This is a genomic window from Cellulomonas rhizosphaerae (assembly GCF_003470205.1).
Lineage (GTDB): Bacteria > Actinomycetota > Actinomycetes > Actinomycetales > Cellulomonadaceae > Cellulomonas > Cellulomonas rhizosphaerae.
Genome location: NZ_QWKP01000197.1, coordinates 15,543 through 35,806, shown reverse-complemented (window position 1 = coordinate 35,806; position 20,264 = coordinate 15,543). Strand labels below are relative to the sequence as shown.

The window sequence follows — 20,264 nt, the reverse complement described above, 5'->3', positions numbered from 1 at the left end:
TCCCACGCGTCGCGGCCGTAGACCGTGACGAGGACGGCTGCACCCTCTGCCGTGCGGCCGACGAGCACGTTGTCGGCCTCGGCTCGGCCCGCGCTCGAGGTGAGCTCGCTCGTCGGCACCCCGAGGTCGAGGAGTGCCTGCCGCACCTGTTCGTCGCTGAGCCGTCCGGGCGGCGACCCGAGCACCAGGTGGACCGCTGCCGCCGCCGCGACGCCGACCGCGATCGCCGCGGCCGCGCCGAGCAGGTTCGTCGCCTGGAGCCCGACGGCGGCCAAGGCCCCCAGGCCGAGCACGAACCGGCTCGCGTACCGCCACGGCCGTGCGAGGTGCGGTGACGCCGCGACGACGATCGCCGTGATGACGGCGACCCGGGTGGCGATGTAGATGACCGGGGGACCGGAGGCCACGAAGGCGTGAGCGGTGGCCGAGGGGTCGGTGCCGGCGACTGCTCCGACGGCCAACGCTGCGCCGTAGGCGACGGCTGCGGCGAGCACCTGGTCCACGAGGAGGCGACGACGCCCCCGGCTCAGCGCAGCGAGCAGCACGACACCGACGGCCCACAGCGTCAGGACCGCGTAGACGACACCCCACAGCCAGCCGAGCACGGGTTCGAGCCACGCGAGCAGGGTGGCGAGCGCGTGATCGGCGCCGGTCGGACCCGGCGCAGCCAGGGACAGCACCCCGAGGGCGACGACGGATGCGGCCAGCAGCAGGATGTCCGTCTGGCGGCGCTGCCGAGGGGCGTCGGCGGCCGACGACCACACGCGGACGAGGCTCTGCGCGCGCGGCAGCGGCCCGACCGGTCTGACCATCTGGACTCCTGGGGAACATCGTGCGCGACGTCGCCTGGCAGCGATCTGACGAGGCTACTGGGCCCGGTCATCGCCGGGGGGCAGGTTGTGCCGGCGGGCTCGTGCGCGTCGAGCACGGCGCGACGCTCACGCACGATCACCCCGCCCGGGGTAGTGCGGGACCACCCGGGCCGCCGAGACGATCGCCACGTGAGCTCCGTGAGGCGCCGCGACCGCCAGCCGACCAGCGTGATCGAGAAGGAGACCGACCGTGACTGAAGGACGCAACGGGTTTGCCGTGGGACTGACCGTGTTCGCCGCGACGATGCTGATCATCGCGGGTGTGGTGCAAGCCATGCAGGGACTCGTGGCGCTGTTCAACGACACGTTCTACGTGGCGGGGGCGAAGTGGGTCTTCGAGTTCGACGTCACCGCGTGGGGATGGGTCCACCTGCTGCTCGGGATCGTCGTCGCCCTCGCGGGGATCTTCGTCTTCGCCGGTGCCGTCTGGGCGAGGACGGTCGGCGTGGTCGTGGCCTCCGTCAGCATCGTGGTGAACTTCGCCTGGCTGCCGTACTACCCGTGGTGGAGCATCATCGTCATCGTCCTGGACGTCTTCGTCATCTGGGCGCTGACGGCGCACGGCCGCGAGATCGTCGCGTGACCTCACGCGGCACCGTGGCCGTGGTCGCCGGCTGCCTCGCGCTGACCCTGGTCGCGTGCAGCGACGCCCCCGAGTCGGATCTTGCCGCCCACGTGCCGCCGCGTCAGGGTCGAAGCTGGGGCGTGAGGTGGGCGCCGATGCGCTCGACGGCGCGTGCGAGATCGTCGGGTTCGATCACCCGCACCGATGTGGTGAGAGCGATGCGGGCGACCGTCATGGCTAGCCGCCCAAGATCCTCGCCACGGATCTGGATCACCGTGCCGCCCGTCGTGGTCTCGACCACGTCGTGGTCCACCCACCGGAGCACCTCGGTGAGGGCGTCCAGCTCGGCGCCCAGCGCGAGCGTGGCGACCAGCTCACGGGGGATCGAGCCGATAGCGCCGGCGACGTACGTTGCCGCGTCCCCGCCGGGGATCTCGCGGGGCGTGAAGTGGCCCGAGGTCGCCCATGGGCGCGCGAGTCGGTCGAGCCGGAAGGTGCGCCAGTCGTCGCGGTCCCTGTCCCACGCGACGAGGTACCACCGCCGGCCTGCAGTGACGAGCCGATGCGGCTCGACCAGGCGTCGACCGTCACTGCCCTCGCCCGTGCGGTAGTCGAACCGTGCGAGCTCGTGGTCGCGGCACGCCGCCGCAAGGACGCTGAGCAGCTCCGGGTCGACCGGGTTCCAGGTGGTGTGCGACGGCACGGATGTCACGCTGGAGTGCAGGGCTGCCACCCGCCTGCGCAGTCGGTGCGGCAGCAGGTTCTCGATCTTGGTGAGAGCCCGCAGCGACGTCTCCTCCATGCCGTCGATGGCGGCGACGGCCGCGTAGCGGAGCCCGACCGCCAGCGCGACGGCCTCGTCGTCGTCGACCACGAGCGGCGGCATGTGCGCTCCGGACTCCAGGCGATAGCCCCCGTACCTGCCCGGGGTGGCCGCGATGGGATAGCCGAGCTCACGAAGACGGTCCACGTCGCGGCGCACCGTCCGCTCGGTCACGTCGAGACGCTCGGCGAGCTCCGCACAGCGCCAGAACCGGTGGGTCGGGAGCAGCGAGAGCAGCGTGAGCGCGCGCCCGGTGGGGTCAGCCGACATGTTCCCAGTCTGCCCGCCATCGAGGACAGATCCTGTCCGCAATGGCTCCTACGGTCACGTCCACCGGCCGCCGCACCGCGCGGACCGGTAGTCGCCCGAGAGGACAGCCCATGTCGAACCCCATCGACTTTCCCCGACCGAGCATGGTCGCCGTCAACGGCATCGAGCTCGAAGTCTTCGAGGCGGGGCAGGAGAACGTCGGCAGTCCCATCGTCCTCTGCCACGGCTGGCCGGAGCTGGCGTTCTCGTGGCGCCGTCAGATGGAGGCGCTCGCCGCCGCCGGGTACCACGTCATCGCGCCCAACCAGCGCGGCTTCGGCAACTCGTCCCGCCCCACCGAGGTCTCCGACTACGACATCGTGCAGCTCTCCGGCGACCTCGTCGGCCTCCTGGATCACTTCGGGTACGAGGACGCGACGTTCGTTGGCCACGACTGGGGCGCCAACGTGGTGTGGAGCAGTGCCGTCCTGCATCCCACCCGGGTGAACAAGGTGATCGCGCTCAGCCTGCCCTACATGGCACGCGGGGACGTGCCGCCCCTGGCGTTCATCGAGGCGATCGCCGGCAGCGACTCCTACCTCGTTCACTTCAACCGTCAGCCCGGGGTGGCTGACGCCGTCTTTGACGCGAACACCCGGCAGTTCCTGCGCAACCTCTACCGCGACAACGAGCCGACAACCGAGCCGGGGGCGGGCATGGCGCTCCTCAACCTCGCCCTCGCCGAGACTCCACGCGGTGAGGCGGTGATGAGCGAGCGCGACCTCGCGGTGTTCGTGGACGCGTTCGCGGCATCGGGCTTCACACCTGGGGTGAACTGGTACCGCAACCTGGACCGCAACTGGGAGCTGATGGCCGACGTCGACCCGATCGTCCGACAGCAGGCGCTGATGATCTACGGCACACGTGACCCGGCGGTCATGAGGGCGCCGAACCTCGAGGCGTTCGTCCCGCGAGTCGAGGTCGTGGACCTGGACTGCGGCCACTGGATCCAGGAGGAGCTGCCGGAGGAGGCTTCCCGCGTGATGCTCGACTGGCTCCGGCGGGTTGTCCTCGACGAGTCGTAGCCGGCCGACGCCCGTACTCGATGCCCCCGGCGTCACTCTCGGGGCGTCTCGACGTGTCGAGACGCCCCGAGATGTGCCGGATGTGCCCCGAGTGGGATTCGAACCCACACTGGATCGGGTTTGAGCCGAACGCCTCTGCCGGTTGGGCTATCGGGGCCAGCGAAAAGCATAGGGCCCGCGCGCGCGAGCACGTGTCACCACTCACAGGAGTAACTGATGACGCGCGCAGCCGCTGCACGGTTACGCTGTGCCCGTGACCAAGGACGCCCCCGCCACCCCCACCGATGCCCTCGACATCACCACTGCCGGTGAGTCCGTCGAGCCCGAGGTGGTTCCCGCCGACCGCCCCAAGCGCCGCGCGGTCGTGGTCGAGGACGAGGCCCTCATCCGCATGGACGTGGTCGAGACGCTGCGCGACGCCGGCTTCGACGTCGTCGGCGAGGCGGGCGACGGCGAGCAGGCGGTGGCCCTGGCGACCGAGCTCAAGCCCGACATCATCGTCATGGACGTGAAGATGCCCGTCCTGGACGGGATCTCCGCGGCCGAGCGCATCGGCAAGGCGCACCTCGCGCCGGTCGTGCTGCTGACCGCGTTCTCGCAGACCGAGCTCGTCGAGCGGGCGCGCGACGCCGGCGCGATGGCCTACGTCGTCAAGCCCTTCAGCCCCGCGGACCTGCTGCCCGCCGTCGAGATCGCGATCTCGCGGTACGCGCAGATCAGCGCGCTCGAGGCCGAGGTCGCCGACATGGCGGACCGGTTCGAGACCCGCAAGCGCGTGGACCGGGCCAAGGGTCTGCTGATGACGAAGATGGGCCTGTCGGAGCCCGAGTCGTTCCGCTGGATCCAGAAGACCTCGATGGATCGTCGCCTGACGATGCGCGAGGTGGCCGACGCGGTCATCGAGCAGGTCGGCGGCGGCGCAGCCTGACAGCGCTCCACCGCACGACGAAAGGCCCGCCCCGGCGGGCCTTTCGTGCGTCAGGGACCGAACGCCAGGTCGACGACGAGCGCGCGGTGGTCGGACAGGCCGGTGTCGACGCTCGTCGCCGCCCCGGTCGCCCGCACGGCTCCGCGGCCGAGGATGTGGTCGATCTGCCGCACAGGCTTCGCGACCGGGTGCGTCGGGGCGGTGGCCAGCGGGGTGAAGCCCGAGGTCGCGGTCGCCTGCGCGGGGAGCATGTTCAGGTCGCCCATGAGCACGGTCGGGCGGGGCCAGCGGCTCGTGGCCTCGACCAGGATCTCGAGCTGGTGGCGGTTCCACGACGGCAACCAGCTCAGGTGCGTCCCGACCACGCTCGCCGGTCCGCTGTCGGCCGCGACGACGGCGACGACGGCCGCTCGCGGCTCGTCGCGCACCGGCCGGCGGACCCGGCCCGAGCCCACCCAGGTGATCCCGGGGCGGCCGGCGAGCCGGACGGTCTCCCACTCCAGGACCGGGACGCGGGACAGCACCGCGATGCCGTAGGCGGGGCGGTCGGCGGGCACCGAGCCCGCCCGGCGCCACAGTCCTGGCGTCCCGCGCATCGTCGGGACGAAGCGGTGCTCGGCCCCGCCCATCGCCTCCGCGGCGACCTCCGTCAGCACCGCACGGCGCGAGCGGCGCTGGTGGTGGTCGACCTCCTGCAGCACCAGGACGTCGACGTCGAGCGCGCGCACCGCGGCCGCGAACCGGTCCACGTCGACGCGGCGGTCGAGCTCGGAGCGGCCGTGCTGGATGTTGTACGTGGCGACCCGCATGCCGTGATTCTGCTGGCTCGAGGCGGCGTCCGCAGCGCGTCCGGACGCAACAGATCGCGGTTGACGGCGTGGATATCGGTCAGATGTCCAACTTTCGTGTCCGTCTCGTGACCTGACTTGCCGGAAGGTCTAGGCAAGACGATCCAGTTGGGCCATGATCGGCAGCGGCGCCACCGCGGGCAGAGGCGGTGCCACCCCGACCGGATCCCCCTCGTCCCGTCTGGAGGTTGCCCGTGCGCCCCGGAGTTCACGTCAGTCCCGCAGGACCCGACGATCTCGACACCCTCGTCGAGCTGTGCCTGACCGCGCGCACCGAAGCCGCCGTCGGGGCCCAGCTGTGCACGGACGACGCCGACCGCCTGCGTGACCAGCTGGGCGTGCTCCTCGGGATCCCGGGTGGCTTGATCCTCGTCGGCACGGTCGACGGGACACCCGCGGGGATGCTGCTCGCGCGGCTCGTCGGCCCCAGCCTCTTCACGGACGCCGTCAGCCTCAACCTCGAGGCCGTCTACGTCCTGCCCGACGCGCGACGCCGCGGGCTCGGGCACATGCTCCTCGCCACGGTCGCGCAGCAGGCCGACGAGGCCGGCGCGACCGACGTGTACGCGACGCCGCTGCCCGGCAGCCGGGGGATGCAGCGCTTCCTCGCGCGCCTCGGCTTCGCCCCGGCCGCCGCGCACCGCGTCGTGACGACGTCTGCCCTGCAGCGCCGGCTCGCGCACGAGGGCGCCGGCGCCGCGCGCCGCCCCGCGCCGCGCGGCCTCGAGGACCTGATCGCCCGACGGCGCCAGGTGCGCGAGAGCCGCAGCGCGTCGGCCGCGGTCGATCAGGCGTCGGTGTCGATCACCATGCAGGTCAACCGCGCTGTGCAGATGCGCCGCCCGTCGGCGTCCTCCAGCACGACCTGGTAGGTCGCGAGCGTCCGCCCCAGGTGGACGGCCGTCGCGGTCCCGGTGACGAGCCCGCTACGCGCCGAGCGGTGGTGCGTCGCGCTGATCTCGATGCCGACCGCGGCACGCCCCGGTCCCGCATGCACCTGGGCGGCGTAGGACCCGAGCGTCTCGGCGAGGACCGCGGACGCGCCGCCGTGGAGCAGCCCGTACGGCTGGGTGTTGCCCGCGACGGGCATGGTGCCGACGGCGCGCTCGGGCGTCACCTCGGAGATCTCGATGCCCATCCGCTCGAGCAGCGTGCCGGCGATGGGGGGCAGGGACGCGGTCGCGTCGGTCGTGTCGGTCATGGCAGATAGGTTGGCACCCGTGAGCGACGCACAGCCAGCCCGACTGCTTCTGATCGACGGACACTCCATGGCGTACCGGGCGTTCTTCGCCCTTCCCGTGGACAAGTTCGCGACCTCGTCGGGCCAGCCCACCAACGCCGTGTTCGGGTTCGTCTCGATGCTCGCCAACCTGCTGCGCGACGAGGCGCCGACGCACGTGGCGGTCGCCTTCGACCTCGGGCGGACCACGTTCCGCACCGAGGAGTACGAGGCGTACAAGGGCAACCGCGACGCGACGCCGGCGCCCTTCAAGGGCCAGGTCGACGTGATCCGCCGCGTGCTCGAGACCATGCACATCCCGGTCCTGACCAAGGAGCGGTTCGAGGCCGACGACATCCTGGCGACCCTGTCCACGCGCGCCGACGCGCAGGGGATGCAGGTGCTGATCTGCTCGGGCGACCGCGACTCGTTCCAGCTCGTGACCGAGGACGTCACGGTCCTCTACCCGGTCAAGGGCGTCTCCGAGCTCGCACGCATGACGCCCGCCGCCGTCGAGGCGAAGTACGGCGTCGGCCCCGCGCGCTACCCGGACCTCGCGGCCCTCGTCGGCGAGTCGAGCGACAACCTGCCGGGCATCCCCGGCGTCGGCCCCAAGACCGCGGCCAAGTGGATCGTGCAGTTCGACGGCCTCGAGAACGTCCTCGCCAGCGCGGACCAGGTGCCGGGCAAGGCGGGGGAGTCGCTGCGCGACAACCTCGAGCAGGTCGCCCTCAACCGCCGGCTCAACGCCCTGATCACCGACCTCGAGCTGCCCCTGGGCCCGGAGGACCTCGAGGCACGCGCGTGGGACCGCCCCGCGCTGCACGCGATCCTCGACGAGCTCGAGTTCCGCACGTTGCGCGACCGGCTCTTCGCGATGCTGGACGACGAGGAGCAGGCCGCCTCCGTCGACGCGGCCGCCGCGAAGCTCGACGTCGCCCAGCTCGGCGACGGCGAGCTCGGGGAGTGGCTCGCGCAGCGCGCGGGCCGTCTGCTCGGCCTCGATGTGCGCGGCTCGGGCGCTCCCGCGGCCCCCGACGCGTGGGGCATCGCGATCGCCGACGACGAGGGCCAGGCCGTCGCGCTCGACCTGCAGCAGATCGCCCCGGCCGACGACGCATCGCTCGCCGCGTGGCTCGCCGACGCGGACGCCCCGAAGTCGATCCACGGCGCGAAGGTCGCCTGGCACGCCCTCGCGGGCCGCGGCCTCGCGCTGGTCGGCGTCGTCTTCGACACCGAGCTCGCCGCCTACCTGTGCCAGCCGGACCGGCGCGCGTACGACCTGGCCGACCTCGCGATCGGCTACCTGCGCCGCGAGCTGGGCGGCGACGACGGCTCGTCGGACGGCCAGGGTGCCCTCGACCTCGAGCTGGACGGCTCCGACGAGGGCCGCCGCGCAGCCGTCCGGGCCGCGGCCGTGCGGGACCTGACCGACGTGCTCGACGGCGAGGTCGGCGACCGCGGCCTGAGCCACCTGCTCACCGACCTCGAGCTGCCGCTGCAGGACGTGCTCGGTCGTATGGAGCGCACGGGAATCGCGATCGACGCCGACTACCTGAGCAGCCTGGAGCGGTCGTTCGACGCCACGGTGCGCGAGGCGGCGGCCGAGGCGTACGCGGTGATCGGCCGCGAGGTGAACCTCGGCTCGCCCAAGCAGCTCCAGGAGGTCCTCTTCGACCAGCTGGGCATGCCGAAGACCAAGAAGATCAAGACGGGCTACACCACGGACGCTGCCGCGCTGACGGACCTGTTCGGCCGCACCCAGCACCCCTTCCTCGAGCACCTGCTCGCGCACCGCGACGCGATCCGCCTGCGCCAGACGGTCGAGGGCCTGCTGCGCTCGGTCGCCCCCGACGGCCGGATCCACACGACCTTCCAGCAGACCATCGCGGCGACCGGCCGCCTCTCGTCGGCCGACCCGAACCTGCAGAACATCCCGATCCGTACCGAGGCGGGTCGCCAGATCCGCCGCGCGTTCGTGGTGGGCGACGGCTACGAGACGCTCGTGACCGCCGACTACTCGCAGATCGAGATGCGGATCATGGCCCACCTCTCGGGCGACGAGGGCCTCATCGAGGCGTTCCGCTCCGGCGAGGACCTGCACAGCTACGTGGGCTCCCGGGTGTTCGGCGTGCCGACCACCGAGGTCAGCGCCGCGCAGCGCTCCAAGATCAAGGCGATGAGCTACGGCCTGGCCTACGGGCTGTCGGCGTACGGGCTCTCGCAGCAGCTGTCCATCGCGCCGGCCGAGGCGTCCGCGCTCATGGCGGACTACTTCGAGCGGTTCGGCGGCGTGCGCGACTACCTGACGAGCGTCGTCGACGAGGCGCGCACCACGGGCTACACCGCGACGATCCTGGGCCGGCGCCGCTACCTGCCGGACCTGACGAGCGACAACCGGCAGCGTCGCGAGGTCGCCGAGCGGATGGCGCTCAACGCGCCGATCCAGGGAAGCGCGGCCGATCTCATCAAGGTCGCGATGCTCGGCGTCGACGCCGAGCTGACGAAGCAGGGCCTCGCGTCGCGGCTGCTGCTGCAGGTGCACGACGAGCTCGTGGTCGAGGTGGCCACGGGGGAGCGCGACGCCGTCGAGGCGCTGCTGCGCACCCAGATGGCCGCCGCCGGGGACGCCGTCCCCGGTGGGCCGCTGAACGTCCCGCTGGACGTGAGCGTCGGCGTCGGGGCGAGCTGGCACGAGGCGGGCCACTAGCCCCTCGTTCGGGTGCTTCGGCGTGTCGATACCGTTGTCAACGTGCGAACCGGGTGAAATGCGACACCCTGTTCGGTGGTGGCAAAGGGGCCACCCCGCACCCTGGAGGCGCAGTGAGCGAAACTGCCGACGGTCTCGAGACCGACTACCAACGCGTCCAACGCAGCGACGAGTTCCAGGCGCTCAAGCGCAGGTTCCGGAACTTCGTGTTCCCGATGACGGCGCTGTTCCTGATCTGGTACTTCGTCTACGTCCTGCTCGCCGACTACGCCCACGACTTCATGGCGACCAAGGTCTGGGGCAACATCACGGTCGGGCTGCTGTTCGGGCTCGGCCAGTTCGCGAGCACGTTCATCATCACGATGGTCTACGCGCGGTGGGCCAACAACCGCCAGGACGCGGTCGCTGAACGGCTGCGGCTGCACATCGAGGAAGGCACGGTCGACAACGCCGGGGGTGCCGCATGAGCGCCGTGCTGCCGATGGCCGAGACCGAGCAGATCGGCGAGCCCGCCGTCAACATCGCGATCTTCGGCGTCTTCGTCCTGATCACCCTGATCATCGTGTTCCGGGCCTCGCGCAACAACAAGACCGCGGCGGACTACTACGCCGCCGGCCGCAGCTTCACGGGCCCGCAGAACGGAACGGCCATCGCGGGTGACTACCTGTCCGCGGCGTCGTTCCTCGGCATCTGCGGTGCGATCGCCATCAACGGCTACGACGGCTTCCTGTACTCGATCGGCTTCCTCGTGGCGTGGCTCGTCGCGCTGCTGCTGGTCGCGGAGCTGCTGCGCAACACCGGCAAGTTCACGATGGCCGACGTGCTCTCGTTCCGGCTCAAGGAGCGCCCGGTGCGGATGGCGGCGTCGCTCGCGACCCTGGCCGTCGTGTTCTTCTACCTCCTCGCGCAGATGGCCGGCGCCGGCGGGCTCGTCGCGCTGCTCCTCGGCGTCGAGGGGACCGGTGCGCAGGGTGTCGTCATCGCAGTCGTCGGCGCGCTGATGATCCTGTACGTGCTGATCGGCGGGATGAAGGGCACCACGTGGGTGCAGATCATCAAGGCGATCCTGCTGATCGTCGGCGCCGCCGTCATGACCGTGTGGGTGCTGGCGAAGTTCGGGTTCAACCTGTCCGACCTCCTGCAGGGCGCGATCGACAAGGCGGGCGAGGGCGGTGAGGCCCTCATCGCGCCCGGCAAGCAGTACGGCGCGAGCGCCACGAGCCAGCTGAACTTCCTCTCGCTCGCCCTGGCCCTCGTGCTCGGCACGGCCGGGCTGCCGCACGTGCTCATGCGCTTCTACACGGTGCCGACCGCCAAGGAGGCCCGCCGCTCCGTGGTCTGGGCGATCTGGCTGATCGGCATCTTCTACCTGTTCACGCTCGTCCTGGGCTACGGCGCGGGAGCGCTGGTCGGTCCGGAGGCGATCAAGGCGGCGCCAGGTGGCGTGAACTCCGCGGCCCCGCTGCTCGCGTTCGAGCTCGGCGGCACGATCCTGCTCGGCCTGATCTCGGCGGTGGCGTTCGCGACGATCCTCGCGGTCGTCGCCGGCCTCACGATCACCGCGGCGACGTCCTTCGCGCACGACATCTACGCGTCGGTCATCAAGAAGGGCGAGATCAAGCCCGACGGCGAGGTGCGCGTCGCGCGGATCACGGTCGTCGTCATCGGCATCCTCGCGATCATCGGCGGCATCTTCGCCAACGGGCAGAACGTGGCGTTCCTCGTCGCGCTCGCCTTCGCGGTCGCCGCCAGCGCCAACCTCCCGACGATCCTCTACTCGCTGTTCTGGAAGAGGTTCAACACGTCGGGTGCGCTGTGGAGCATGTACGGCGGGCTCATCTCCTGCATCGTGCTCATCACGTTCTCGCCGGTGGTGTCCGGCAAGGTCGACCCGGTCACGGGCGACAGCCTGTCGATGATCAAGGACACGTCGATCGACTTCCACCTGATCCCGCTCGAGAACCCGGGCCTGATCACGATCCCGCTCGCGTTCGTGCTCGGGATCGTCGGGACCTACGCGAGCAAGGGGAAGTCCAGCCCGGAGAAGTACGCGGAGATGGAGGTCCGCTCGCTCACGGGTGCCGGCTCCGAGAAGGCGACCGTCCACTGACGCCCGGCGCCCGGGATGGCCGCCGAGCGGTCATCCCGGGCGTCGGTGCGTCACGAAGATCGCGGTACCCGGCAGCAGCGCCCCGCGCAGCGGTGACCAGCCGCCCCACACCGCGTCGTGCCCCTCCGGCCACTCCGGCTCGACGAGCCGGTCCAGCACGAACCCCGCTCCGACGAGCTCGGCGACGTGGTCGCCGAGCGTCCGGTGGTACTCGGCGTACAGCACGCGCCCGGAGCCGCCGATCTCCACGTAGGGCCGGCGGTCGAAGTACGGCCGCACTGCGGTGAGCCCGCGCTCGGAGGGGTCGTCGGGGAACGCCCAGCGGATCGGGTGCGTCACGGAGAACACCCAGCGCCCGCCCGGCCGCAGCACGCGCGCGACCTCGCGGTGCACGCGGTCGGCGTCCGGCACGAACGGGATCGCACCGTAGGCGGTGAACGCGACGTCGAAGCTCGCGTCGGGAAAGGGCAGCTCCCGGGCGTCGGCGACGACGAGCGGTGTGCGCACGCCCGCGGCCTCGTCGTACCCGAGCCCGGCGTGCAGCATGCCCTCGGCCACATCGGTCGCGACCACCTCGACGCCGCGCGACGCCAGCCAGCGCGAGCACTGCGCCGCGCCCGCGCCGATCTCGAGCACGCGGGCGCCGGTGACGTCGCCGAGCAGCCCTGCGTCTGCCTCGCGCAGCCCTTCGGGACACCAGACGAAGTCGGCCGGGCCCAGGAACGCGCCGTGCTCGTCGAGGTACTCCCCGGCGTTCGCGTCCCACCACGCCCGGCCGGCGCCGGTCGCCGCGGAGTCCTCGACGTCCTGGTACCCGGCGGACTCGGCGGACTCGGGCTCAGGCGTCGCGGCGGGCATGACCCCAGTGTGGCCTCCCACGTGGGACCGAAGGCATAGGTTCCGGCGTTCGCGCTGGCTAGGCTGCCTATGACGGCTGCTCGACGATGCGCACCTGACCAGCGAACCCAGCGACGAAGGAGTGCTCAACGTGCGAGTCGGACTGCTCACCGGCGGCGGCGACGTCCCCGGCCTGAACGCCGCGATCCGGGCGGTCGTGAAGCACGGCGAGGGCCAGCACGGGCACTCGATCATCGGCTTCCGCAACGGCTGGAAGGGCGTCGTCGACGGCTACTCCGTCCCGCTGACCCGCCAGCTCATCCGCAACGTGCTGCCCGTGGGCGGCACCCTGCTCGGCACCGCGCGCTTCCACCCGCACGCCGACGACGGCGGCATCGACGCGGTGCTCGCCACGCTAGAGGCCGAGCGGATCGAGGCGCTCATCTGCATCGGCGGCGACGGCACGCTGCACGCCGCGAGCAAGGTCGCCGAGGCGGGCGTCCGCATCGTCGCGATCCCCAAGACGATCGACAACGACGTGTGGGGGACCGACCAGTCGATCGGCTTCGACACCGCCGTCTCCATCGCGACCGAGGCGATCGACCGCATCCACACCACCGCCGAGAGCCACAACCGCGTGATGATCGTCGAGGTCATGGGTCGGCACGCCGGCTGGATCGCCGCGACGTCGGGCATCGCCGGGGGAGCGGAGATCGTGCTCGCGCCGGAGCAGCCGTTCGACATCGACAAGATCGAGCGCTTCCTCAAGCACCGCCACCGCGCGCACGCGAGCTTCTCGATCGTCGTGGTCGCCGAGGGCGCGGTCCCCGCCGAGGGCACGTCGATGCACTACGAGACGCAGATGGGCAAGTTCGGCGAGATCGTGGCGGGCGCGATCGGCGAGCGGCTCAAGGTCGAGATCGAGAAGCGCACCGGGTTCGACACGCGCGTCACCGTGCTCGGCCACATCCAGCGCGGAGGGACGCCGACGCCGACGGACCGGATCCTCGGCTCGCGCTTCGGCGTCGCGGCGATCGACGCGATCACGCGCGGCGAATCCGGTGTGATGACCGCGCTGCGCGGCGAGACGGTCGAGATGGTGCCGCTCTCGGAGATCGCCGGGAAGGTCAAGTACGTGCCCGACGAGCTGCTCGGGGTGGCTCGCGCGCTCGCCTGACCACTTTGACCCGCCCGACGAGGCAGCGATAAGGTAGACGGCGGTGCCGCGCGCCTTGTTCCGGTCGAACCCGCTCGCTGTCTGGCGGTGGGTGTTCCGGTCCCGATTCCTTCCAGAATCAGCTGACGTCGGCCCGTCAACCTGTCCGTACAACTTCCTGTCCGCAACGGAGCCCATCCCTACATGAGCATCACCACCCCCGCGAAGCCCGCCTCCCCGCAGGTCGCGATCAACGACATCGGCTCGGCCGAGGACTTCCTCGCCGCGATCGACGCCACCATCAAGTACTTCAACGATGGCGACATCGTCGAGGGCACCATCGTCAAGGTCGACCGCGACGAGGTCCTTCTCGACATCGGCTACAAGACCGAGGGCGTCATCCCGTCCCGCGAGCTGTCCATCAAGCACGACGTGGACCCCGGTGACGTTGTCAAGGTCGGCGACGCAGTCGAGGCTCTCGTCCTCCAGAAGGAGGACAAGGAAGGCCGCCTGATCCTGTCCAAGAAGCGCGCACAGTACGAGCGGGCCTGGGGCACGATCGAGAAGGTCAAGGAGGAGGACGGCGTCGTCACCGGCACCGTCATCGAGGTCGTCAAGGGTGGCCTCATCCTGGACATCGGCCTGCGCGGCTTCCTGCCCGCCTCGCTGGTGGAGATGCGTCGCGTCCGCGACCTCCAGCCGTACGTCGGCAAGGAGATCGAGGCGAAGATCATCGAGCTCGACAAGAACCGCAACAACGTGGTCCTGTCGCGTCGTGCGTGGCTCGAGCAGACGCAGTCGGAGGTCCGCTCGACCTTCCTGCAGACGCTCCAGAAGGGCCAGGTGCGCCCCGGTGTCGTCTCCTCGATCGTCAACTTCGGTGCGTTCGTGGACCTGGGTGGCGTGGACGGCCTCGTGCACGTCTCCGAGCTGTCCTGGAAGCACATCGACCACCCGTCCGAGGTCGTCGAGGTCGGCCAGGAGGTCACCGTCGAGGTTCTCGACGTCGACTTCGACCGCGAGCGTGTCTCCCTGTCGCTGAAGGCGACGCAGGAGGACCCGTGGCAGGCATTCGCCCGCACGCACGCCATCGGCCAGGTCGTCCCGGGCAAGGTCACGAAGCTCGTCCCGTTCGGTGCGTTCGTGCGCGTCGAGGACGGCATCGAGGGCCTCGTGCACATCTCGGAGCTGGCCGTGCGCCACGTCGAGATCCCGGAGCAGGTCGTCCAGGTCAACGACGACGTCTTCGTCAAGGTCATCGACATCGATCTGGAGCGCCGCCGCATCTCGCTGTCGCTCAAGCAGGCGAACGAGGGCTTCGACCCGGCCAGCGAGGACTTCGACCCCGCGCTGTACGGCATGGCGGCGGAGTACGACGAGGCCGGCAACTACAAGTACCCCGAGGGCTTCGACTCGAGCACGAACGAGTGGCTCGAGGGCTTCGAGTCGCAGCGTGAGACGTGGGAGGGCCAGTACGCGGCCGCCCACGAGCGCTGGGAGGCGCACCGCAAGCAGGTCGCCGAGGCCGCCAAGGCCGACGCCGACGCTGCCGCCGGTGGCGAGAGCGCGACGTCCTCGTCGTCCTCGTCCTCGTCGTCCTCGGCTCCTGCCGCTGCGTCGACGTACTCGTCGTCCACCGAGGAGGCCACTGGCACCCTCGCGTCCGACGAGGCGCTCGCCGCACTGCGCGAGAAGCTCACGGGCAACTGATCCACCCCGGGTCCACGACCCGGGCTCGACGGGCCGGTCACCTTCGGGTGGCCGGCCCGTCGGCTTTTCCCGGGCAGGGGCGCACAGGCCCCAGGTCGGGCAGGATGGACCGATGCAGCGGATCGGGCTGACCGGCGGGATCGCGGCAGGCAAGTCGGTGGCGGCAGCGCGCCTGGCCGAGCTGGGCGCGGTCGTGATCGACTCCGACGTGCTCGCGCGGGAGGCCGTGGCGCCCGGCTCCGTGGGGCTCGAGGCGGTGGCCGACGAGTTCGGTCCTGGCGTGCTCGCGGCGGACGGCTCGCTGGACCGAGCCGCGCTGGGTGCCCTGGTGTTCGCCGACGACGACGCGCGCGCGCGGCTCAACGCGATCGTGCACCCCGTCGTCCGGCGCCTGTCCGCGGAGCGGGAGGCCGCCGCGGCCACGGCCGACCACGGGGCAGTCATCGTGCACGACATCCCGCTGCTGGTCGAGACCGGCCAGGCGGACGCGTTCCACGTGCTCGTCGTCGTGCACGCTCCCGCGGTGCTGCGGGTCGAACGGCTCGTCGTCGGCCGTGGGCTGGCGCGCGAGGAGGCCGAGGCGCGGATCGCCGCGCAGGCGAGCGACGCGGACCGGCTCGCCGTCGCCGACGTCGTGCTCGACGGCACCGGCAGCGAGGACGACCTGCGCACACAGGTCGACGCGCTGTGGGCCCGGTTGTCGTCGGAGACCGCCGACGAGATCGCTGCGGAATCTCCCTGAGACCCCCTGACGCGCCGCTCACCCATCCGGGGGGCCGTTACCCGGAGGATCCGGACGGGACGTAGTACCCACCGGTAACAGTGGGTTACTGTGCCGTTCGTCACAGCGGACGTCGTCTCGGCGCTCCGCTCAGGTGGAGGAGCACGAGATGACCAAGCCGGCACAGACCCGCGCATCACTGTCCGTCGGCACGGCCCTGCCCGTCAGCAGGGTCGCTGACCTCGCGGCGAAGGCTGCGTCGTCGGTCGACGACCCCGCGGGGCGGATCCGGGTCGAGGCGCGCAGCCTCAACGCGGTCTCGCTGTCGGTGCGCGACCACATCGAGGGCCACGAGCTCCTGCGGTTCGACGTCCTCATCGACCGGGCGCTCGGTCGGACGAACTCGCGCACGATGATCACGAACTTCACGGTCAAGGGCGGCGTCTCGTCGCTCATGCCCGCGGCCAAGCGCAAGCTCGTCGCGTTCTCCGCGTACGAGAGCTACATGGACTGGTTCGTCTCGGGCGTCGTCGGCGAGGACCCCGCGGCCCTCGTGACCCTCGTCAGCGGGGAGTGACCGCACCCGCTCAGCAGCACGTGTCAGTGGTGGCACGTACGGTGAGGACATGCGTCCAGTCACCGATCTGCAGCGGACCGTCGCGCCGTTCGAGGTCGTCTCGGAGTACACGCCCTCGGGCGACCAGCCGACGGCGATCGCCGACCTCACCAAGCGGCTCAAGGCCGGCGAGAAGGACATCGTGCTGCTCGGCGCGACCGGCACGGGCAAGTCGGCGACGACCGCCTGGCTGATCGAGCAGGTGCAGCGCCCCACGCTCGTGATGGCGCCCAACAAGACCCTCGCCGCGCAGCTCGCGACCGAGTTCCGCGAGCTGCTGCCGAACAACGCGGTGGAGTACTTCGTCTCGTACTACGACTACTACCAGCCCGAGGCGTACATCGCGCAGACGGACACCTACATCGAGAAGGACTCGTCGATCAACGACGAGGTCGAGCGGCTGCGGCACTCGGCGACCAGCTCGCTGCTCACGCGCCGCGACGTGATCGTGGTCGCCTCGGTGTCCTGCATCTACGGCCTGGGCACGCCGCAGGAGTACGTCGACCGCATGGTGACGCTCAGCGTCGGCCAGCAGCTCGACCGCGACCAGCTGCTGCGCAAGTTCGTCACGATGCAGTACACGCGCAACGACATGGCCTTCACGCGCGGGACCTTCCGCGTGCGCGGCGACACGGTCGAGATCATCCCGATGTACGAGGAGCTCGCGATCCGCATCGAGTTCTTCGGCGACGAGATCGAGGCGATCGCGACGTTGCACCCGCTGACCGGTGACGTGGTGCGCTCGGAGCAGCAGATGCACATCTTCCCGGCGACCCACTACGTCGCCGGACCGGAGCGCATGGAGCGCGCGATCGGCGGCATCGAGTCCGAGCTCGAGAGCCGGCTCGCCGAGCTGGAGCGGCAGAACAAGCTGCTCGAGGCTCAGCGGCTGCGTATGCGTACGACCTATGACATCGAGATGATGCGCCAGATCGGCTCGTGCTCGGGGATCGAGAACTACTCGCGGCACATCGACGGGCGCTCGGCGGGGACGGCACCCAACACCCTCATCGACTACTTCCCCGAGGACTTCCTGCTCGTCATCGACGAGTCGCACGTGACCGTGCCGCAGATCGGCGCGATGTTCGAGGGCGACATGTCGCGCAAGCGGGCCCTCGTGGACCACGGCTTCCGGCTGCCCAGCGCGACGGACAACCGGCCGCTGCGGTGGGAGGAGTTCGTCGAGCGCATCGGGCAGACGGTGTACCTGTCCGCGACACCGGGCGACTACGAGCTCTCGATGGCGGACGGCGTGGTCGAGCAGATCATCCGTCCCACCGGGCTGGTGGACCCCGAGGTCATCATCAAGCCCACCAAGGGCCAGATCGACGACCTGCTGGGCGAGATCCACGAGCGCGTCGAGAAGGACGAGCGCGTGCTCGTCACCACGCTCACCAAGAAGATGGCCGAGGACCTCACGGACTACTTCCTGGAGAAGGGCGTGCGGGTGCGCTACCTGCACTCCGAGGTCGACACCCTGCGCCGCGTCGAGCTGCTGCGCGAGCTGCGCACCGGCGAGTACGACGTGCTGGTGGGCATCAACCTGCTGCGCGAGGGGCTCGACCTTCCCGAGGTCTCGCTCGTCGCGATCCTGGACGCCGACAAGGAGGGCTTCCTGCGTTCGGGGAAGTCGCTCATCCAGACGATCGGTCGCGCGGCGCGCAACGTCTCGGGCCAGGTCCACATGTACGCGGACAAGATCACTGCCGCGATGGCGATGGCCATCGAGGAGACCGACCGTCGCCGCGAGAAGCAGGTCGCGTACAACCTCGAGCACGGCATCGATCCCACGCCGCTGCGCAAGAAGATCGGCGACATCACGGATCTGCTCGCGCGCGAGGACGCCGACACGGCCGAGCTGCTCGGCGGCGCGGGACGGCAGGCCAGCCGCGGCAAGGCCCCGGTGCCGGGCTTCGGGTCGAAGGGTGCGCCACGCGACGAGCGGACGCGCCTGACGGGGGCCGCGGCCGGCGAGCTCGCGACGCTGATCCAGGAGCTGTCCGACCAGATGCACGCGGCGGCCGGGGAGCTGCAGTTCGAGCTCGCGGCGCGGCTGCGCGACGAGATCTCGGGCATGAAGAAGGAGCTGCGGCAGATGCAGGCCGCCACCGCCTGACCGACCGCGCGTGAGGAGCGATTGATGGCCGTACAGATCCAGGTGACGTTCGACGCCGCCCACCCGCCGACTCTCGGCGCGTTCTGGGCGCTGGCGCTCGGCTACGTCGAGGACGCGCCGCCGCCCGGCTACGCCACGTGGGACGAGGCGCTCGACGCGATGGGCGTCCCCCTCGACCAGCGCGACACGGCCTACGCGGTGGTCGATCCTGACGGCGTCGGCCCTCGGCTCTGGTTCCAGAAGGTGCCCGAGGCGAAGACCGCCAAGAATCGCGTCCACCTCGACGTCAACGCCGCGGCGGGTCTGCCGCGCGAGGAGCGACCCGCCGCGGTCCGGGCGCGCGTCGCCGAGCTCGAGGAGGCGGGCGCGACCCGGGTCCGCGAGCAGGAGGAGAACGGCGCGTACTGGATCGTCATGCTCGACCCGGAGGGCAACGAGTTCTGCGTGCAGTGACGCCGACCTGCGCGACACGCCCGGGTGCGCGACACGCAGGCCACCGCGCAGTCGGGACGTTCGTCCCGTAGTGTCAGCGACGTTGAAGGGGAGTACCCCACAAGCGAACGTTCCGTCAGCACGGTCCTCGACGATGAGGGCCCGGGGCGTTCGGCCGGCGACATGTCGCACGGTGGGGGAGACCTTCGGTACCGAAGCACGTCTCGATACCGGAGGTTCACGATGGATGTCTCTACCTTTGTCTGGCTCGCCACAGCGCTCGGCGTCGTCGGCCTAATCTTTTTCGACTTCTTCGCCCATGTGCGGACGCCGCATGCGCCCACGTTCCGCGAGTCGGTCAAGTGGTCCATCTTCTACATCGCGCTCGCGCTGATCTTCGGCGTGGTCGTCGGCATGGTGTGGGGCTGGGGGAGCGGCACCGAGTACTTCGCCGGCTACGTCACGGAGAAGTCGTTGTCGGTCGACAACCTGTTCGTCTTCCTCATCATCATGACGAAGTTCGCCGTGCCCCGAGAGTTCCAGCAGAAGGTGCTGCTCGTCGGCGTCGCGATCGCCCTGGTCCTGCGCACGATCTTCATCCTGGCCGGTGCCGCGGCGATCGAGCAGTTCTCCTGGGTCTTCTACCTGTTCGGCGCGTTCCTGGTCTACACCGCGATCAAGCTCGCCCGTGAGAGCCACGACCCCGACGAGCCCGCGGACGAGAAGGCCGGCGACGGCGCGGCCGTGCGTCTGCTCAAGCGCTTCGTCCCCACCACCGACGAGTACCACGGCGACCGCCTGACCACGAAGATCAACGGCAAGCGCTTCCTCACGCCGATGCTGCTCGTCATGGTCGCGATCGGCTCGACCGACATCCTGTTCGCGCTCGACTCGATCCCGGCCATCTACGGCCTGACGACCGAGCCGTACATCGTCTTCACGGCGAACGCGTTCGCGCTGCTCGGCCTGCGCCAGCTGTACTTCCTCATCGGCGGCCTGCTCGAGCGCCTCGTCTACCTCTCGCAGGGCCTGTCGATCATCCTCGGCTTCATCGGCATCAAGCTCGTCCTGCACGCGCTGCACGTCAACGAGCTGCCGTTCATCAACGGCGGCGAGCACGTCGAGTGGGCGCCCGAGATACCGATCTGGCTCTCGCTGACCGTGATCCTGGGCACGCTGGCCGTCGCGACCGTCGCGAGCCTGATCAAGACGCGGCGCGACGAGCGGGCACTGAACAGCGAGCTGACGAGCGAGCAGACGAGCTGAT

At 70.5% G+C, this 20,264-nt stretch carries 19 protein-coding genes and 1 tRNA gene; 14 read left to right on the top strand and 6 right to left on the bottom strand.

The genetic code is table 11. The features are described 5' to 3' along the window. Positions 1-812 (bottom strand): hypothetical protein (locus D1825_RS18245; RefSeq protein WP_199721564.1); only part of this gene is annotated, 812 nt, incomplete at its 3' end. Between the two features lie 250 nt (positions 813-1,062). On the opposite strand from D1825_RS18245, the gene D1825_RS10630 reads away from it, so the two are divergent. Next, positions 1,063-1,455, top strand: coding sequence for a DUF7144 family membrane protein (locus D1825_RS10630; protein WP_118767398.1), 393 nt, complete (start codon positions 1,063-1,065; stop codon positions 1,453-1,455). 103 nt (positions 1,456-1,558) lie between these two features. On the opposite strand, the gene D1825_RS10625 is transcribed toward D1825_RS10630, so the two are convergent. Further along, positions 1,559-2,530 carry a helix-turn-helix transcriptional regulator gene (locus tag D1825_RS10625; RefSeq protein ID WP_118767397.1) on the bottom strand — a complete coding sequence of 324 codons (972 nt, stop codon included), beginning with the start codon at positions 2,528-2,530 and terminating at the stop codon, positions 1,559-1,561. A 110-nt stretch (positions 2,531-2,640) separates the two neighbouring features. Here D1825_RS10625 and D1825_RS10620 point away from each other — a divergent pair, with 110 nt between their 5' ends. Continuing rightward, the gene (locus D1825_RS10620) at positions 2,641-3,594 is read left to right on the top strand and encodes an alpha/beta fold hydrolase (protein ID WP_118767396.1); all 954 of its coding nucleotides are present in this window, start codon (positions 2,641-2,643) and stop codon (positions 3,592-3,594) included. A gap of 83 nt (positions 3,595-3,677) precedes the next feature. Here D1825_RS10620 and D1825_RS10615 read toward each other — a convergent pair. Beyond that, a tRNA-Leu gene (locus tag D1825_RS10615) sits at positions 3,678-3,751 on the bottom strand. A gap of 96 nt (positions 3,752-3,847) precedes the next feature. Between D1825_RS10615 and D1825_RS10610 the strand changes: the two genes are divergently transcribed. Next, on the top strand, positions 3,848-4,522 hold the full coding sequence (locus D1825_RS10610; RefSeq protein WP_118767401.1) for an ANTAR domain-containing response regulator: 675 nt from the start codon (positions 3,848-3,850) through the stop codon (positions 4,520-4,522). A 50-nt stretch (positions 4,523-4,572) separates the two neighbouring features. On the opposite strand, the gene D1825_RS10605 is transcribed toward D1825_RS10610, so the two are convergent. Then, positions 4,573-5,331, bottom strand: coding sequence for an endonuclease/exonuclease/phosphatase family protein (locus D1825_RS10605; protein ID WP_118767395.1), 759 nt, complete (start codon positions 5,329-5,331; stop codon positions 4,573-4,575). A 233-nt stretch (positions 5,332-5,564) separates the two neighbouring features. On the opposite strand from D1825_RS10605, the gene D1825_RS10600 reads away from it, so the two are divergent. Then, on the top strand, positions 5,565-6,242 hold the full coding sequence (locus D1825_RS10600) for a GNAT family N-acetyltransferase (protein WP_118767394.1): 678 nt from the start codon (positions 5,565-5,567) through the stop codon (positions 6,240-6,242). Here the strand turns inward: D1825_RS10600 and D1825_RS10595 are convergent. Further along, a complete protein-coding gene (locus D1825_RS10595) occupies positions 6,158-6,571 on the bottom strand; it encodes a PaaI family thioesterase (protein WP_118767393.1) in 414 nt (137 codons plus the stop codon). The two genes, D1825_RS10600 and D1825_RS10595, sit on opposite strands and share 85 nt — an antisense overlap. On the opposite strand from D1825_RS10595, the gene polA reads away from it, so the two are divergent. From polA to D1825_RS10580, 3 genes are all read left to right on the top strand, one after another. Next, positions 6,570-9,299, top strand: a complete 2,730-nt coding sequence (polA, locus tag D1825_RS10590; RefSeq protein ID WP_118767392.1) for a DNA polymerase I — start codon at positions 6,570-6,572, stop codon at positions 9,297-9,299. The genes D1825_RS10595 and polA overlap by 2 nt on opposite strands. A gap of 113 nt (positions 9,300-9,412) precedes the next feature. Further along, complete coding sequence (locus D1825_RS10585; RefSeq protein WP_118767391.1) at positions 9,413-9,766, top strand: DUF485 domain-containing protein; 354 nt, start codon at positions 9,413-9,415, stop codon at positions 9,764-9,766. Next, entirely contained in the window at positions 9,763-11,409 is a 1,647-nt protein-coding gene (locus tag D1825_RS10580) for a solute symporter family protein (protein WP_118767390.1), read from the top strand. The genes D1825_RS10585 and D1825_RS10580 overlap by 4 nt, the downstream gene beginning before the upstream one ends. A gap of 30 nt (positions 11,410-11,439) precedes the next feature. Here the strand turns inward: D1825_RS10580 and D1825_RS10575 are convergent, their stop codons facing one another. Further along, positions 11,440-12,267, bottom strand: a complete 828-nt coding sequence (locus tag D1825_RS10575; protein ID WP_118767389.1) for a class I SAM-dependent methyltransferase — start codon at positions 12,265-12,267, stop codon at positions 11,440-11,442. A gap of 130 nt (positions 12,268-12,397) precedes the next feature. Here D1825_RS10575 and D1825_RS10570 point away from each other — a divergent pair, with 130 nt between their 5' ends. The 7 genes from D1825_RS10570 (at position 12,398) to D1825_RS10540 (ending at position 20,263) form a co-directional block, all read left to right on the top strand. Further along, positions 12,398-13,423: a 6-phosphofructokinase gene (locus D1825_RS10570; protein ID WP_118767400.1), complete on the top strand. Its 1,026-nt coding sequence runs from the start codon at positions 12,398-12,400 to the stop codon at positions 13,421-13,423. Positions 13,424-13,606: 183 nt separating this feature from the next. Then, positions 13,607-15,112: a 30S ribosomal protein S1 gene (gene rpsA / locus D1825_RS10565; protein ID WP_118767388.1), complete on the top strand. Its 1,506-nt coding sequence runs from the start codon at positions 13,607-13,609 to the stop codon at positions 15,110-15,112. A 112-nt stretch (positions 15,113-15,224) separates the two neighbouring features. Beyond that, positions 15,225-15,854 (top strand): dephospho-CoA kinase, encoded by a 630-nt coding sequence (coaE, locus tag D1825_RS10560; RefSeq protein ID WP_118767387.1) that lies wholly within the window; start codon positions 15,225-15,227, stop codon positions 15,852-15,854. 148 nt (positions 15,855-16,002) lie between these two features. Continuing rightward, complete coding sequence (locus tag D1825_RS10555) at positions 16,003-16,410, top strand: hypothetical protein (RefSeq protein WP_118767399.1); 408 nt, start codon at positions 16,003-16,005, stop codon at positions 16,408-16,410. 49 nt (positions 16,411-16,459) lie between these two features. Beyond that, the gene (gene uvrB / locus D1825_RS10550; RefSeq protein ID WP_118767386.1) at positions 16,460-18,565 is read left to right on the top strand and encodes an excinuclease ABC subunit UvrB; all 2,106 of its coding nucleotides are present in this window, start codon (positions 16,460-16,462) and stop codon (positions 18,563-18,565) included. Positions 18,566-18,589: 24 nt separating this feature from the next. Continuing rightward, a complete protein-coding gene (locus D1825_RS10545; RefSeq protein ID WP_118767385.1) occupies positions 18,590-19,018 on the top strand; it encodes a VOC family protein in 429 nt (142 codons plus the stop codon). 222 nt (positions 19,019-19,240) lie between these two features. Next, complete coding sequence (locus D1825_RS10540; protein WP_118767384.1) at positions 19,241-20,263, top strand: TerC family protein; 1,023 nt, start codon at positions 19,241-19,243, stop codon at positions 20,261-20,263. The last annotated feature ends 1 nt before the right edge of the window (position 20,264 follow it).